The organism is Glaciimonas sp. CA11.2, from assembly GCF_034314045.1.
Lineage (GTDB): Bacteria > Pseudomonadota > Gammaproteobacteria > Burkholderiales > Burkholderiaceae_D > Glaciimonas.
The window spans coordinates 5,274,934-5,289,231 of sequence record NZ_JAVIWL010000001.1 but is presented as its reverse complement, the minus strand read 5'-3'; the positions used below and the strand labels follow the sequence as shown (position 1 = coordinate 5,289,231).

13 protein-coding genes are annotated in these 14,298 nt (G+C 49.0%); 10 read left to right on the top strand and 3 right to left on the bottom strand.

All coding sequences use genetic code 11. The features are described 5' to 3' along the window. The first annotated feature begins 63 nt into the window (after positions 1–63). The 4 genes from RGU75_RS22885 to RGU75_RS22870 all read left to right on the top strand — a co-directional run bounded on the left by RGU75_RS22885 (position 64) and on the right by RGU75_RS22870 (position 4,948). Positions 64–1,017, top strand: a complete 954-nt coding sequence (locus tag RGU75_RS22885) for a cation diffusion facilitator family transporter (protein ID WP_322239996.1) — start codon at positions 64–66, stop codon at positions 1,015–1,017. 143 nt (positions 1,018–1,160) lie between these two features. After that, positions 1,161–2,351, top strand: coding sequence for a nicotinate phosphoribosyltransferase (gene pncB, locus RGU75_RS22880; RefSeq protein WP_322239994.1), 1,191 nt, complete (start codon positions 1,161–1,163; stop codon positions 2,349–2,351). Between the two features lie 111 nt (positions 2,352–2,462). Next, the gene (locus RGU75_RS22875; protein ID WP_322239992.1) at positions 2,463–3,881 is read left to right on the top strand and encodes a sodium:proton antiporter; all 1,419 of its coding nucleotides are present in this window, start codon (positions 2,463–2,465) and stop codon (positions 3,879–3,881) included. A 50-nt stretch (positions 3,882–3,931) separates the two neighbouring features. Next, on the top strand, positions 3,932–4,948 hold the full coding sequence (locus RGU75_RS22870; protein ID WP_322239990.1) for a D-glycerate dehydrogenase: 1,017 nt from the start codon (positions 3,932–3,934) through the stop codon (positions 4,946–4,948). Positions 4,949–5,084: 136 nt separating this feature from the next. On the opposite strand, the gene RGU75_RS22865 is transcribed toward RGU75_RS22870, so the two are convergent. The 3 genes from RGU75_RS22865 to RGU75_RS22855 all read right to left on the bottom strand — a co-directional run bounded on the left by RGU75_RS22865 (position 5,085) and on the right by RGU75_RS22855 (position 6,140). Beyond that, a complete protein-coding gene (locus RGU75_RS22865) occupies positions 5,085–5,339 on the bottom strand; it encodes an acyl-CoA-binding protein (RefSeq protein WP_322239988.1) in 255 nt (84 codons plus the stop codon). Between the two features lie 183 nt (positions 5,340–5,522). Continuing rightward, positions 5,523–5,735: a hypothetical protein gene (locus RGU75_RS22860; protein ID WP_322239986.1), complete on the bottom strand. Its 213-nt coding sequence runs from the start codon at positions 5,733–5,735 to the stop codon at positions 5,523–5,525. A 51-nt stretch (positions 5,736–5,786) separates the two neighbouring features. Further along, positions 5,787–6,140, bottom strand: coding sequence for an FKBP-type peptidyl-prolyl cis-trans isomerase (locus RGU75_RS22855; protein ID WP_205320177.1), 354 nt, complete (start codon positions 6,138–6,140; stop codon positions 5,787–5,789). 271 nt (positions 6,141–6,411) lie between these two features. On the opposite strand from RGU75_RS22855, the gene RGU75_RS22850 reads away from it, so the two are divergent. From RGU75_RS22850 to RGU75_RS22825, 6 genes are all read left to right on the top strand, one after another. Next, positions 6,412–7,464 (top strand): beta-propeller fold lactonase family protein, encoded by a 1,053-nt coding sequence (locus RGU75_RS22850; protein ID WP_322239983.1) that lies wholly within the window; start codon positions 6,412–6,414, stop codon positions 7,462–7,464. A gap of 53 nt (positions 7,465–7,517) precedes the next feature. Beyond that, a complete protein-coding gene (locus RGU75_RS22845) occupies positions 7,518–8,369 on the top strand; it encodes a polysaccharide deacetylase family protein (protein ID WP_322239981.1) in 852 nt (283 codons plus the stop codon). Next, a complete protein-coding gene (locus RGU75_RS22840; RefSeq protein ID WP_322239978.1) occupies positions 8,366–9,352 on the top strand; it encodes a sterol desaturase family protein in 987 nt (328 codons plus the stop codon). Before RGU75_RS22845 ends, RGU75_RS22840 begins: the two co-directional genes overlap by 4 nt. Next, positions 9,352–10,266 carry an EI24 domain-containing protein gene (locus tag RGU75_RS22835; RefSeq protein WP_322239977.1) on the top strand — a complete coding sequence of 305 codons (915 nt, stop codon included), beginning with the start codon at positions 9,352–9,354 and terminating at the stop codon, positions 10,264–10,266. The genes RGU75_RS22840 and RGU75_RS22835 overlap by 1 nt, the downstream gene beginning before the upstream one ends. Positions 10,267–10,359: 93 nt before the next feature. Then, positions 10,360–11,181: a competence/damage-inducible protein A gene (locus tag RGU75_RS22830; protein WP_322239975.1), complete on the top strand. Its 822-nt coding sequence runs from the start codon at positions 10,360–10,362 to the stop codon at positions 11,179–11,181. A 532-nt stretch (positions 11,182–11,713) separates the two neighbouring features. Next, positions 11,714–14,134 carry a DUF349 domain-containing protein gene (locus RGU75_RS22825; RefSeq protein ID WP_416186893.1) on the top strand — a complete coding sequence of 807 codons (2,421 nt, stop codon included), beginning with the start codon at positions 11,714–11,716 and terminating at the stop codon, positions 14,132–14,134. The last annotated feature ends 164 nt before the right edge of the window (positions 14,135–14,298 follow it).

The following is a 14,298-nucleotide window of genomic DNA, read 5'->3' as shown; positions in this document are numbered from 1 at the left end:
AAATTAGCTAGTGTGTCAACTTTTGCAGCACCTTTAACCGTTAACCCATGGCGTCAAAAAAATATGGCATCCCATAACGAAGGTTCAACCAAGGCGATTTTTTACGCTTTAGCGGCTAATGGCGGTATTGCTCTCGCCAAATTTGTCGCGGCTATATTGACTGGCTCCGGAGCGATGCTGGCGGAAGCAATTCATTCGCTCGCTGATTGCACCAATCAGGTTTTTCTCCTGATAGGATTGAAAGAGGCCAAAAAGCCGGCGAATGACTCTCACCCGATGGGATACGCGCGGGTGGTGTATTTCTGGGCGATGATGGTGGCGATATTGTTGTTTTTTGTCGGTGGCGCGTTCTCGGTTGTGGAGGGAATCAAGCATCTGAGAAGCCCCGAGCCAATTAATAATCCCTGGGTTGCTTTAGGGGTATTAGGCATTTCGGTCGTATTGGAAGCTTTTTCCCTGCGTGGCGCGATGATTGAAATCCGTAAAATTTCACACGGGAAGTCTTTTTTTAAATGGTTCCGTGAAACGCGCCAGTCTGAACTCATGGTGGTAGCGGGTGAAGACATTGCCGCGCTGGCTGGGTTGGCATTAGCATTTGTCGCAGTGGTCCTGACGGTCTTGACCGGGAATCCATTATGGGATGCCTGCGGTTCGATTGCGGTCGGATTATTGCTGATGATCGTCGCGGTCATCGTGATGCGGGAAGTTAAGGCGATGGTGACCGGAGAGTCAGCCGCCCCCGAACTGCATGCTGCGATTGAAGCGCATATTGCAGCGCATCCGGAAATCGATCATGTAATGAACCTGATATCGATGCAATGGGGTCACCAAATAATGATCGCAGTCCAGGCCGAAATGCGGCCGCAGACATCGGATATCGCGCTGGTCGATGCTATCAATGCTATTGAAGCTGACATCCAATCACGCTGGCCGCAAGTGGTCTGGTGCTTTTTTGAGCCGGACCGGAAGAAGCCGCCTGCAGCGGTAACGGAGACCGAATTGTCCAGCTATCCGTAGCGTGCCGAAAATGATGTTAAAAAAACTCCTTAAGCCTTAAGCCTTAAGCCATTAACTATTAACCGTAATATCGAAGTGATATTAGCAAAGTCGATACTACGAGTTGTCCCGATGGCTCACACACTATTTATATTTGGCACACCATGATCATTCGCTCCCTTCTCGATACCGATCTGTATAAATTCACCATGATGCAAGTGGTATTGCATCATTTCCCCGCAGCAGAAGTTGAGTATCGGTATAAATGTCGTAATGACGGGATTGATCTGACGCCGTATGTCGACGAAATTCGGGATGAAATTGCCGGATTGTGCCGACTGCGTTTTCAAGACGAAGAACTGAAATATTTGCTGAGTCTGCGCTTTATCAAAAGTGACTTTGTCGATTTTCTAAGTTTATTTCATCTGCAACAAAAATATATTACGGTGCAACCTTCGCCATTGAACAACGGCGAAATTGATATCTTGGTAAAAGGTCCATGGCTGCACACGATATTGTTTGAAGTGCCGGTCCTTGCGATTGTCAATGAGGTGTATTTCCGCGCTACTCAAAAAAATCCTGACGTTGAAGAAGGGCGAAAGCGTTTGCACAACAAAATGGCGCTCATCCGCGACGATCCTGCCATGTCTGGTTGTAAGGTGGCGGACTATGGAACCAGACGCCGGTTTTCACGGAGTTGGCACGAAGAAGTGGTGCAGACCATGCAACGCGATTTTGTTGAGCATCTGGCCGGTACATCGAACGTCCATTTCGCGATGAAATTCGGATTGATTCCGCTTGGAACGATGGCGCATGAATACTTGCAAGCGTGTCAGGCACTTGGGCCGAGACTGCGTGATTCGCAAATATATGCCTTTGAAATGTGGAGTAAAGAATATCGCGGAGATTTGGGTATTGCTTTGTCCGACGTCTATGGAATGACTGCTTTTCTTCGCGATTTTGATATGTATTTTTGCAAACTCTTCGATGGTGCGCGCCACGATTCTGGCGATCCGTTTGATTGGGGAGAGCGCTTGATCCAACAGTTTAAAGATAATCGTGTTGATCCTGCGACGAAGACCTTGGTGTTTTCGGACAGTCTTGATTTTGGCAAAGTGACAGCTTTGTATTTACGCTTCAAGGACAGGACGCGGATTGCGTTTGGGGTTGGTACCAATTTGACTAATGATTTGGGTTATACCCCGCTGCAAATTGTCATGAAGATGGTGCGTTGTAATGGGCAACCTGTCGCTAAATTGTCGGATACTCCATCAAAAAACATGTGCGATGATGCGGCGTATGTGAACTATTTGCGGCAAGTATTTGAAATTCCCGACGTTGCTAAAAATTCATAATTGTTATTTATAATAATGAATTAAGTTAATGTCAGACAATGTTATTTTAATCACAAATTTTTGTGTAATTTAAACCCGCTTAAAATAGTGCACTTTTATCTGATTCGAAAGATGCAATTGCTCAAAAAGATCCTCATCACGCTTGCCAGTTTTCTTCCTATTGCAGCCCACGCCGCCGAACTTGATGGCGCTCAATTATCCGTATGGTGGGGGATTCCCTTCATGGGCTTATTGGTCTCAATTGCCATGGGGCCGCTACTGATACCAGGATTTTGGCATCACCATTTTGGCAAAATCGCGTTGGGTTGGTCAGCGGCATTTTTGATTCCCTGCGCTATCTGGTTCGGTGTCCCATTGGCGGCGGCAGGCGTGGTGCATGCTTTTATGGCCGAGTATTTACCTTTTATCATTTTGCTGACCGCGTTATTTGTGGTGGCGGGTGGTATTTGTTTGCGGGGCAATTTGCACGGCACGCCCGCCCTTAATACCGGATTGTTGGCACTAGGAACCGTGCTGGCGAGTCTGATGGGGACCACAGGCGCTTCGATGTTGTTGATTCGGCCGTTGATTCGAGCGAACGACAATCGTAAGCATGCTGTCCACATTATTGTATTTTTTATTTTTTTGGTCGCAAACGCTGGTGGCGCACTGACACCATTAGGCGATCCACCGCTATTCCTCGGATTTTTGAAGGGCGTCGACTTTACCTGGACCTTTAAAAATATATTTTCCGAAACCATTTTCATGTGGGTTGCTCTGCTGGTGATTTTTTATTTTCTGGATCGTCATTATTTCAACAATCGCGAAGAACAATTGCCGCCGGTCCAAGATCCAACGCCTGACAATCCGAAATTGCGTTTCGAGGGGAAATTTAATTTTATATTGTTGATCGTTGTGATTGGTCTGGTATTGATGAGTGGGTTGTGGAAGTCGGGTATTACGTACGACATTTACGGCACGCCGGTAGAATTGCAAAATTTGTTGCGCGATGGATTGTTGCTGGTCGTGATTGTCGCGTCGTTGTGGCTAACCCCGAAAATTGCCAGAGAAGGTAATAATTTCACATGGGAGCCAATGTTGGAAGTTGGTAAGCTATTTGCTGCGATTTTTATTACGATTGCGCCAGTCATCGCCATGTTACGGGTTGGCGTACAAGGCCCATTTGGCGCGATTGTGGCGGCGGTGACGGGACCGGACGGACAGCCCAATAACATGATGTATTTTTGGGTCACAGGAATATTGTCATCATTCCTCGACAACGCGCCGACCTATCTCGTATTCTTTAATACGGCGTCTGGCGATGCTATCGAATTGATGGGTAAATTGGCCGGCACTTTAGCGGCAATATCTTGCGGTGCAGTGTTTATGGGCGCCAATAGTTATATCGGTAATGCACCTAACCTGATGGTCAAGGCGATTGCCGAAGAACGTGGTATCCGTATGCCTTCCTTCTTCGGTTATATGGCATGGGCATGTGTCGTGCTGTTGCCACTTTTCGCTATTATGAGTTTTATTTTCTTCCGCGCATAAAACTATGCGCGACCAAGCATTGAAACCGAACAAACATTAAGGACGTTGTCATGGGGAATACATTGAATGCATTAAATAAGCCAAAAATTTTGCTGGCCCGTGCCATTTTTCCGGAAATCATCACGCATCTGGAGCAATATTTTGAAGTCGAATCGAACCAGATCGATCGTATTTTTTCTCCTGCAGAACTGATTGAAAAACTGCAGGATAAGGATGGTTTGATCGCTACCGGCAGCGAACCTGTTTCGGCTGCGGTACTAAGCGCCTGTCCCCGCCTCAAGGCAGTGTGCAATCAGGCGGTTGGCTATAACAATATCGACGTAGCAGCGGCTACCAAAGCTGGTGTCATGGTGACTAATACACCGGACGTGCTGAACGAAACGACCGCCGATTTTGGTTGGGCGTTATTGATGGCGACGGCGCGTCGCATTACAGAATCGGAGCATTGGTTAAGAGCTGGTAACTGGAAGCAATGGCGCTTCGACAGTTTCCTAGGCGCTGACGTGCATGGTGCGACACTCGGCGTCATTGGAATGGGACGGATTGGTCAAGCCATAGCCCGGCGCTCAATCGGTTTTGACATGCAAGTGCTTTATCATAATCGCTCCCGCGTAACGCCGGAATTGGAAGCGCGTGCCAACAATGCCCGTTTTGTCAGTAAGGAAGAATTACTACGTCAGGCCGATCATGTGGTTCTGGTGCTACCGTACTCGAAAGAGTCGCACCACACTATTGGCGCTAAGGAACTGGAGATGATGAAACCCGGCGCTACGTTGGTCAACCTGGCGCGTGGCGGGATTGTGGACGACGTGGCACTGATCGCGGCATTACGCGCCCAAAAAATTGCGGCGGCTGGACTGGACGTGTTTGAGAACGAACCGGCCTTGCATCCCGACTTTCTTACGCTGTCTAATGTTGTACTCACCCCGCACATCGCCAGCGCCTCAGAACCAACGCGGCGCGCAATGGCGCTATGCGCAGCGGCCAATTTACTGGCAGCATTGTTGCCAGCCACGGTTGGGGCTTTGCCACCGAATTTGCTTAACCCAGAGGTAAGAAGGGGTTAAACAAGAAGGGGTTGAAACCTGCACTACCGAAATAAAAAAAAGGCCGCACTACTTTTATAGTCGTACGGCCTTTTTTCTGCATGATCGGTTTGCGTGGGAATTAACCCAATAAACTGTCAGAAGATGGGAGGCATGGTTACGCTTGCAAGTCTTTTACAAAATCAATATATTGTTGTTTTGCAACTTCTTGGGATGTGCCTTTCAATGCATTCCAGGCATCCCATTTTGCGCGACCAACAAAGTCTGTCATGCCGGGACGATCTCCAGTTGCATCGCCTAGGCTACCTTGCTTGTAAATGGCGTACATCTTTAGCAAAGTCATATTATCAGGACGTTCAGCGAGGTTCTTGGAGTCGGCTAATGCCTGGTCGAATTCAGTTTGCAGAGTCATAGGATAGTTGGGTAAAAAATGGAAATGCCTGAAGCAGGCAGATTGATGAGAATGTAAACGGTGGATGGGTCGCAGGACGCATAGGCTGTGCCATGGATTGTTTTTGAGATAGCCTGGTCAACTGATTGGCTAAATTAAAGTTACCATTTTAGGCATATTTTTTGCTCTACGGCGTGCAAACACTTAATCAACAACTGCACCTACCACTGCGCCGCCAGCTTTCACTGTGCCACTCACAACCGTACTTGCCACGCTAACGGCAGCAGATCCAACTGCCACCGTCGCGCCAACGACAGTTGTTGCCACACTGACCACAGTACATCCGCTCAACGTAATTGCCGCAAATAGGCCCGACGCTAAAATAGCGCTAAACGCAATACCAGACGTATGTTGCATAAGTGGAATAAGTGGATTCGATACGATGTAGGCAGTGGCCTAGCGTATTATTTATACGCCGAGCAGTTCTACTTCAAAAATCAGCGTTGCGTTTGGTGGAATCGCACCGCCAGCTCCACGGGCACCGTAGCCGATTGCCGCAGGAATCACCAGTTTGCGAACACCACCGATTTTCATGCCTTGTACGCCTTCGTCCCAACCTTTAATGACATGGCCAGCGCCCAGCGGAAACTCAAACGGATCGCCGCGATCTTTGCTTGAATCAAATTTTTTGCCTGCGCTGCCGTCGCTATTTTGTAACCAGCCGGTGTAATGAACGCTGACGTGGTCGCCAGCTTTGGCTTCTGCGCCTGTGCCGACAGTGGTATCTTCGTATTGCAAGCCAGAAACGGTAGTAGTTGACATTGCTTTCCTCTTTGATTGGTTAATATGGATGGCAGTGTAAACCAAAATCAACGGTTTAACAGAACGAAGTATTGTAGTAGTAGTCTACAAATAGGTGTACCAGGGTTTGATATTTAGTCTGGTTGCCACGCTTTGGTATGTCACCTTGAGATCAGGCTGAGTATTCAAGCTTTGTTTTGTAACGTTCTTTATATTGTGATTTAAGTCAAAGGGCGCAGCATCGTTACGGCTTGCGCGGTAAAATATCTTTTTTGCTCTTCTGAATGTTGCCATGTCCGATTTTGCTGGCCTTACCACGCGTTCTACATTTTCTATCCGGTCACTAGCCACCGCCTGCGGATTGCTGACAGTATTGTTTGCATTGCCCGCACTTGCGGTGCCACCGGGCGCTGTTTCCCCCATTGTTCCACTCGCAACTGCTCCTACTGTCGTTGTTGTCCTGAATTCGCGTGATGCGACTATTAGTTTGATCGATCAGAATACATTTAAGGAAATCGGATCGTTTCCGGTTGGTAAGGAGCCACACCACCTGATGCCGACGCCAGACAATAAGTCACTGATCGTGGCTGCTGCTACCGGTAATGAATTGTATTTTTTGGACCCTAAAACGGGGAAAATACAGAGTCTCGTAAAAGATATTGCTGATCCTTATCAAATCGGTTTTTCGCCCAATCAAAAATGGTTTATCTCTAACGGTTTACGTCTGGATCGCATTGATATTTATGGCTTCGATGGTAAAACGCTAAAGCTGGCCAAGCGTCTGCCGCTGCCTAAAATGCCAAGTCATATGACCTTCAGTGCGGATAGTACGTTGGCTTTCATTACACTACAGGGCACGGATGAGATTGCAGCCGTTGACCTGGCCACCCAAACGGTCAAGTGGACCATGCCAATTGGAAAGCAACCGGCTGGTATCTACATGACGCCTGACAATAAGTATCTGTTGGTGGGTGTCATGGGTAGCGATTATGTCGCCGTAGTGGATTGGCGTACGCAAAAAATTGTCAAGAAAATCAAGACCGGCGATGGCGCGCATAACTTCCGCCCACAAGGCGATAAGCGTCACGTGTTTGTATCGAACCGGGTTGCCGGTACGATCAATATTCTGGATTTAGAGACACTTGAAAATGTTGGTGTGATTAACGTGCCAGGCGGTCCGGATTGCATGGAAGTGACGGCTGATGGCAAGACGATGTGGGTCACGCAGCGCTGGGTCAAGCAGGTTTCGGTGGTGGATATTGCTAGCCGTAAAGTGATTAAAACGATCCCGGTAGGTCGGTCACCGCATGGTATTTATTTTGCCAACCGCGCTTCGGAATTGTGATGACCCGTTCTTCGATAAAGTCCGGCAGGCCTCGTACCCGGTTGGCTACCATAATGACGGTGGCAAGTTGTGCTGGCCTTCTGTTCTTGTCACAAGCGCAAGCGCAGGGGACCATTCCTGCCACCGCCTGCAAGGGTACGTTGTACCTGACCTTTGATACCGGTAGCCAATCGCAGGCAGAATTTATCGCCCAGACATTGCGTCGTCATCACATTAAAGCCACTTTCTTTATGGCAAATGAAAAAACCATCAACGGCGACTATTCTCTTGATCCATCGTGGGCACCTTTTTGGAAGTCATTGGTAGCGGATGGTCATGCCTTCGGCAGCCATACTTTCGATCATGTGTATGCGAAGCGTGACTTGGCAGATGGAAACATTGAAATGAAGCCCCAGTTTGGCGCTAATGGTGGCAAATTGTTATCATGGACGCCTCAGCAATATTGCGAAGAAATCAATCGTGTTGAGCAGCGTTTTCATAGTTTGACGGGTGCCCATCTTGATCCATTCTGGCGCGCTCCTGGCGGCCACCTGACGCCACACACCTTGGCTGCGGGACAAGCTTGTGGTTATTCGCACGTGGCGTGGGCCGATGCCGGATTTTCAGGCGACGAACTCCCCAGCGACAGATGGCCCAATAAACTGTTGTTGGGGCGTGAGTTAAAAAACGTCAAGGACGGAGACATCCTTATAGCGCATCTGGGTATCTGGTCGCGCAAAGATCCATGGGCACCGGCGGTCCTCGAACCACTTATTACTGGATTAGAGAAAAAAGGGTTTTGTTTTGCTACCTTAAGAGAGCATCCTGCCTATAAAATTTCAGCAGAAAAAGCGAAAGGCAAAAGCCCCGGTCCTTATGACATTGCCGCAAGCGCTAGTATCGGTAGAAAGCAGCCAGCATCATGATTGATAGTCTGATTAATCTGTTTTCCAATGTGCAGGCATGGATATTTCAGGTTGCCGTGCAACCGTTGATGTTTCATCTAGGTTTCAGTGAATACATTGAAGACGCGTTTGATGGCGTCGAGTGGTTTTTGATCGGGGTGTGCGAATTGATTGTCTTATTCATCATTTTGCGGCCATTGGAATCTGCTATCCCGGTCCATCCAATAAGCGACAAACGGGCTCGTTGGATTGATTTTTTGTACACCGTGATTCAGCGTCTGGGCGCATTTTCAGTTCTAATATTTTTTCTGATCGATCCGGTTGTTGCGCAGCTGACCGAGTGGTTCCATCTGGAAGGCATACATCCTTTCAATTTAGAGAATCTGTGGCCTGGCATCACTGATCGACCATTGGTCACTTTTTTGGTGTATTTGGTTGTTCTCGACTTTTTCGATTACTGGTACCACAGGGCTCAGCATAGTTTTGGCTGGATGTGGGGTTTGCATAGTTTGCACCACAGTCAGCAAAACATGAACCTTTGGTCGGATGATCGTAACCATCTGTTAGACGACTTAATTCGCGATATTTTCATGGCCCTGATCGCCATCGCGATTGGCGTCGAGCCATCGCAATATGTGCTCTTGGTGGCCGCGTCCCGCATGCTTCAAAGTTTGCAACATGCCAACGTCAGGATTCATTTCGGCAAGTTGGGCGATGCTATCGTAGTTTCACCACGCTTTCATCGTTGGCATCATGCGATTGGAATCGGGCATGAAAGTAAAGGTAAAGGATCATTAGGCGGTCATAATTTTGGTGTCTTATTCTCCTTTTGGGATGTGCTATTTCGCACCGCTTTTTTTGGAAAAACGTTCGAACGCACCGGCATTCGGGATCAGTTGCCAATTCCGCTCGGCAAAGAACGTAACTATGGCAGCGGTTTTTGGGAGCAGCAATGGCTGGGATTAAAACATATGGTTGAATTTGGCAGAAAGCCCCGTCGCTGATGCGGCCCGTCATCGTCGCATTCGGTCGGGCGCTGCTGTCGCAACTGCATTTTCGGATGTTGATACTGACTTTTTTACCATTTTTGCTATCCGTGATAATTTGGGGTTTGGCATTGTGGCTGGGTTTGCAACCTTTGCTTGACTGGCTGCAAAGTTATTTGGTTGGTAGTACCGGGATGAATGCCGCGGGCGGCGCCTTGAGTTGGCTTGGTCTTGGTGCCTTAAAGGCAGTTATTGTGCCTTGGGTAGCATTGTGGTTGCTGTTGCCGATGATGATTCTGACCGCGCTGGTATTTGTTGGATTGTTCGCATTGCCAGCTGTTGCCCGCCATGTCGGTGGCCGTCACTATGCCACATTGTCACAGCGCAAGGGCGGCTCTTTGTTCGGCAGTCTTTGGATTTCAGGCTCATCGTTTTTATTATTCTGCGTCTTGTGGCTGATCACCCTGCCATTGTGGTTGATTCCCCCATTGGCTTTCATTATTCCGGCGCTTTTGTGGGGTTGGCTGACTTATCGGGTGATTGCTTACGATGCACTTTCTGATTACGCCGATAAAGATGAACTAAAGGCGATTTTGAAGATTCATCGTTGGCCACTCCTGACAATCGGTATTATTACAGGCATGCTGGGCGCTGCACCGACTTTGTTATGGTTGGGAGGAGCGCTTTGGTTGGTTATCCTTCCTTTTATGGCTGCCGGATCAATCTGGTTATACGTACTGATGTTTGTGTTTACTGGTTTGTGGTTTGAGTATTATTGTCTAGAAGCGCTGAGCAAGTATCGCGCTGGCAAGTTGGCTACAATTATCATTGCCGAGCGTGGAACTGATGCCGTCGATAGCGATGCTGCAAGTGGAAATGGCGCTAACAGCGGACTTTCGATCGGCGATGAAGAGCCGCGTCGTTTAATGTGAATTTCAGGAAACTTCAGTGGGCTTCGGTAAACCTCGGTAAATTTTCATCGATTTCGGTAATTTCCCCCCTTACTCATCGTAAAAGAACCTCTTATGGCAATCGGACTAATCATCATCGGCGACGAAATTCTGTCTGGCAAACGGATTGACAAGCACTTTCCAAAAGTGCTCGAAATGTTGACTGCGCGAGGCCTGACCCTGAGTTGGGCCGAGTATCTTGGAGACGATCCGGCGCGCATCATCGCCACATTGCAACGTACATTTTCTAGTAACGACATAGTGTTTTGTACAGGCGGCATCGGTGCTACCCCCGACGATCATACGCGTCAATGTGCCGCCGCTGCGCTTGGTGTTCCACTGGTTTTGCATCCTGAAGCACGTGAAAAAATTCGTGAACGGGTCGCCGATACTGCACGTGAAGCGGGTCTCGAGCCAGACTATGAGACGCCCGATAACCTGCATCGTCTTAAAATGGGTGAGTTCCCATTGGGTGCCGACATTATCCCTAACCCGTATAACAAAATTCCTGGATTTTCATTCAAAAACAAGGGAAAAGCGCCAGGCCAAGCGCAAGGTATACACCATTTTGCACCGGGGTTTCCGGTTATGGCATGGCCTATGTTTGAGTGGGTGCTCGATACCTATCACGCAGACTTATTCCATCAAAATCCGCAACTTGAGCAGTCGGTATTTGTGTACGGTGCGATGGAATCTGTTCTGACGCCTTTGATGGAGGCGATTGAAATTGAATTTCCATTGGTAAAGGTGTTTAGTCTTCCGCACGTAGGCGACGCTGAGACGCAGCGCCACATCGATCTCGGTGTCAAGGGCGAGCCAACCCAAAGTGCTGCGGCGTTTATTAAGATGTTGGCAGGACTGGATCAGCTGCACATAGCTTATCGGTTAATTGGTTAGTTGACTCGGGTTCTTGCGGATGAGGTTTATTGTACGAAGCTAACAATTCTTAAGCCGATTGGTGCTCGATCATTTAAACTGCTGCTGGGCATGCTTGACGGTAAATTAAGCGCTTTGAAGGCTAGTTAATAGCGCTTAATGCTTAAAGTAATTATAGTTAAGCGCTGATTATCGGCGCCGTACTTATTTTCTTATTTTCTTTTTTCGGATTTCAGACTGTGTCAGAAATCAGTTGCGCCTCTATTTGATTGGTATCTATTTTATGTTCGGTTTTCTTTTTAAGCGTGCAGGTCGTTCTGCCGCCGCGGCACAATCAATGGTGGTACAGAAAGCACTTCAGCAAACGGAACTTCGCGTTGCCAGTGCGCAAGCCATCGATAGTGCGCGCCAACAGGCATTAAAACAAGCGGCTAGTTTGACGGAAGAGTCTTCGGCGGTGGTCTTTATCCTGAAAGCCGAATTTGCCGATGCGCGATTGCAAGCGGCGCAATGGGTGCATAGCGCTAACGGCCTGGAGCAAGTGTTGAAAGCGATGCGGAACGTCGATCGTCGTGTCGTAAAATTGATGCTATCCAGACTCGATGTATTGCGTCGTCAGCAACAAACCTCGGCGCAAGCAGTTCTTTGCCTGCAAACCGCGCAAGAATTGCTGAATCAAGAGCAGCTATTGCCGAATCAAGTCGCAGAACTGGATCGCGCCTGGCAGCAAATCGAAAACCCGCTTGAGATGCAACAGCAAGAATTCCGACAAATCAGTGCGGCTTTGGCGAGTCGGTTATCCGCGCAAGCTGAATTACAGCGGGCCGTGCTGGGTTTGCTAGCGCGTTTACGGCAATTAAATCAGCAAATTAACGACGATCCGTTGGCACACACTGCAGATGAGGTCGCATTCCAAGCGGCCCAAATAGCCGAGCACATGCAGCAGCATCAGACCAATGTTGAGGCAATAACTTTACCGAAACAACTGGCGTCAGAATATGCGGTCGCCTTCCAAGTCTTGCAACAGCGCCTCCAGACGTTGCTGAAATCGCAGGAAACACTCAATGCACGGCTTGCATTGTTGACGCAATGGGAGTCAATGGCAGCCGAGACCTTGAAGCCTGAACTGTTGCGCCGCAGTTGGACTAGCTTGGGTGTTCTTTCAGCAAGTCAAGCATCTGATCAGATTGCTGAGCAACGTTACGAAGCGTTATTGAAACTGAGTATTGCTTCAGCTCAGCCAGTAGTTTTACCTAAAAGCGCACAGCCACTTGTCGGTGTTGAGCAGCCGACTGATACGGATAAAGTCGCCTCGCATCAGCAGTTTGTTGCTGCGTTAGAGGGCTTGGAGGCCGCGCTGGAAGAGGGTGCTTTGCAAGTCGCAATGGATTGCGACAAGACGTTACGCGCGATGGATTTCAAAGCGCTAAAAATCACGCCACCACAAAATGCACGATTAGTGCAGGCACGTGGTGAGTTAGGACGCTTGCAAGGCTGGGCGCGTTGGGGCGGTAATGTCTCGCGCGAGGAGCTGATGAAGGCTGCGCAGGAGTTGTCTGATCAAGGTTTAGCGGTGATCGAATTAGCCAAAAAAATTGGCAGTTTGCGGGCACGCTGGAAGTCACTTGATAGTTCGGCCGGCTCCGCGCCAAAAGTGCTATGGGATGGTTTTGATGCAGCGTGTACAGCCGCCTATTTACCGGTAGCGGCACATTTTCAGCTGCTGGCTGAAGAGCGTCAACGTAATCAGATCAAGGCGCTGCTGTTGATTGATGAGATACAACAATATGCGGCGGTAGCACTGAACAATACTGATTCGTATCGCAGCACCGGTTCTGTTGCTGGACTGCCGGATTGGAAGGCCATTGCACAATTCTGTCAGCAGAAGCAGCAAGCCTGGAGAGGTCTCGGAGCAATTAACCGGAGTGAAAAGAAGTCACTCGATAAGTCGTTCGCCAACGCAAGTCAACAACTGCTGGCGCCGTTGTTGGTGCAACAGCAGCGAGAGATTACCAATCGCGAAAAGCTGATTACTGAAGCCTCTGAACTGCCGGTAAATCAGCGTGATACTGCCGAACGTCTGCGCGAATTGCAGCTACGTTGGCAAGAGCAGGCCAAGGCGCTGCCCTTGTCGCGACAGGATGAACAATTGTTGTGGCAGCGCTTCCGTATTGCTTGCGATACGATTTTTACGCAGCGTAAAGAGGCCGCGTCGACCGCCGATACTGAGCGCCGACAAAATTTGCAAGTCAAAGAAGAGTTGTGTACCAGCCTTGAAGCGGCAATCAGCCAAATAGAAGTTGCCGTGCCGAGTGTTTTAACCGGAATGTTGCGTCAGACACAGCAAGACTGGAGCCGGACTGGCGCGGTCCCACGCGGTGCAGAAGCGCAAATAGAAGCGCGCCATAGCGCTGCGGTTGCCAGCTTGCAGGCGCACATCGATCAAGCCAGACATAATGCCGTGATCGCCGAGGCGCATGCACTGTGTGACAAATTGGCGCTTTGCCAGTTGGTCGAGGTTAGTTTGGGGTTGGATGGCGATGCCGAACCGGAAGGCAATCCAGATCGTTGGGATGCCAATTGGCAAGCGATGCCGACGTTACCGAGTGTGTTTGAAAAAACAATGCGGAGCCGTTTTGATACCGCTCTTCAATTACATCGGGTTGCGGAGCGGCCCGCGATAGATGCCTATCTCATGACGCTTGAAAACAATCGCGAAAAACTCTTGCAAGAGCTATTGCGGGCAGAAATTATTACCGGTGTTGATAGTCCTGCGACGCTGACGCGCGAACGTTTGCAGGTGCAGGTAGAAGTACTGCAAGCAGCATTGAAAGCCGGTACTTCAGGGCTGAGTAGCAGCGATCAGCTATTGCGTGCATGTGGTTTGCCAGCATTAATGGATTATGTAACGCGGGAACGGGCCGAGCATCTGATTATGTCAGTCAAAGGACGGGCAGAAGTGGCAAAGGCTTAAAACTGGTTACGCCGTTTGGGAACGGCGTAACCGCGACTTGATGAACATAACAAATGAGGAGGGCCGGGCTTTCACCTGGCACCTCCTCATTTTTCATTTTCATTTACATTTATTGCCATTCATTCGCGCTTTTTACGTTTCCCCTTGGTGCCATTCGCTACTTT

Bases quoted from the DNA above. Each gene is read 5' to 3' on its own strand.
- RGU75_RS22885 (WP_322239996.1), top strand. From the start codon at position 64: ATGGCATCCCATAACGAAGGTTCAACCAAGGCGATTTTTTACGCTTTA.
- pncB (WP_322239994.1), top strand. From the start codon at position 1,161: ATGATCATTCGCTCCCTTCTCGATACCGATCTGTATAAATTCACCATG.
- RGU75_RS22875 (WP_322239992.1), top strand. From the start codon at position 2,463: ATGCAATTGCTCAAAAAGATCCTCATCACGCTTGCCAGTTTTCTTCCT.
- RGU75_RS22870 (WP_322239990.1), top strand. From the start codon at position 3,932: ATGGGGAATACATTGAATGCATTAAATAAGCCAAAAATTTTGCTGGCC.
- RGU75_RS22865 (WP_322239988.1), bottom strand. From the start codon at position 5,339: ATGACTCTGCAAACTGAATTCGACCAGGCATTAGCCGACTCCAAGAAC.
- RGU75_RS22860 (WP_322239986.1), bottom strand. From the start codon at position 5,735: ATGCAACATACGTCTGGTATTGCGTTTAGCGCTATTTTAGCGTCGGGC.
- RGU75_RS22855 (WP_205320177.1), bottom strand. From the start codon at position 6,140: ATGTCAACTACTACCGTTTCTGGCTTGCAATACGAAGATACCACTGTC.
- RGU75_RS22850 (WP_322239983.1), top strand. From the start codon at position 6,412: ATGTCCGATTTTGCTGGCCTTACCACGCGTTCTACATTTTCTATCCGG.
- RGU75_RS22845 (WP_322239981.1), top strand. From the start codon at position 7,518: ATGACGGTGGCAAGTTGTGCTGGCCTTCTGTTCTTGTCACAAGCGCAA.
- RGU75_RS22840 (WP_322239978.1), top strand. From the start codon at position 8,366: ATGATTGATAGTCTGATTAATCTGTTTTCCAATGTGCAGGCATGGATA.
- RGU75_RS22835 (WP_322239977.1), top strand. From the start codon at position 9,352: ATGCGGCCCGTCATCGTCGCATTCGGTCGGGCGCTGCTGTCGCAACTG.
- RGU75_RS22830 (WP_322239975.1), top strand. From the start codon at position 10,360: ATGGCAATCGGACTAATCATCATCGGCGACGAAATTCTGTCTGGCAAA.
- RGU75_RS22825 (WP_416186893.1), top strand. From the start codon at position 11,714: ATGCGGAACGTCGATCGTCGTGTCGTAAAATTGATGCTATCCAGACTC.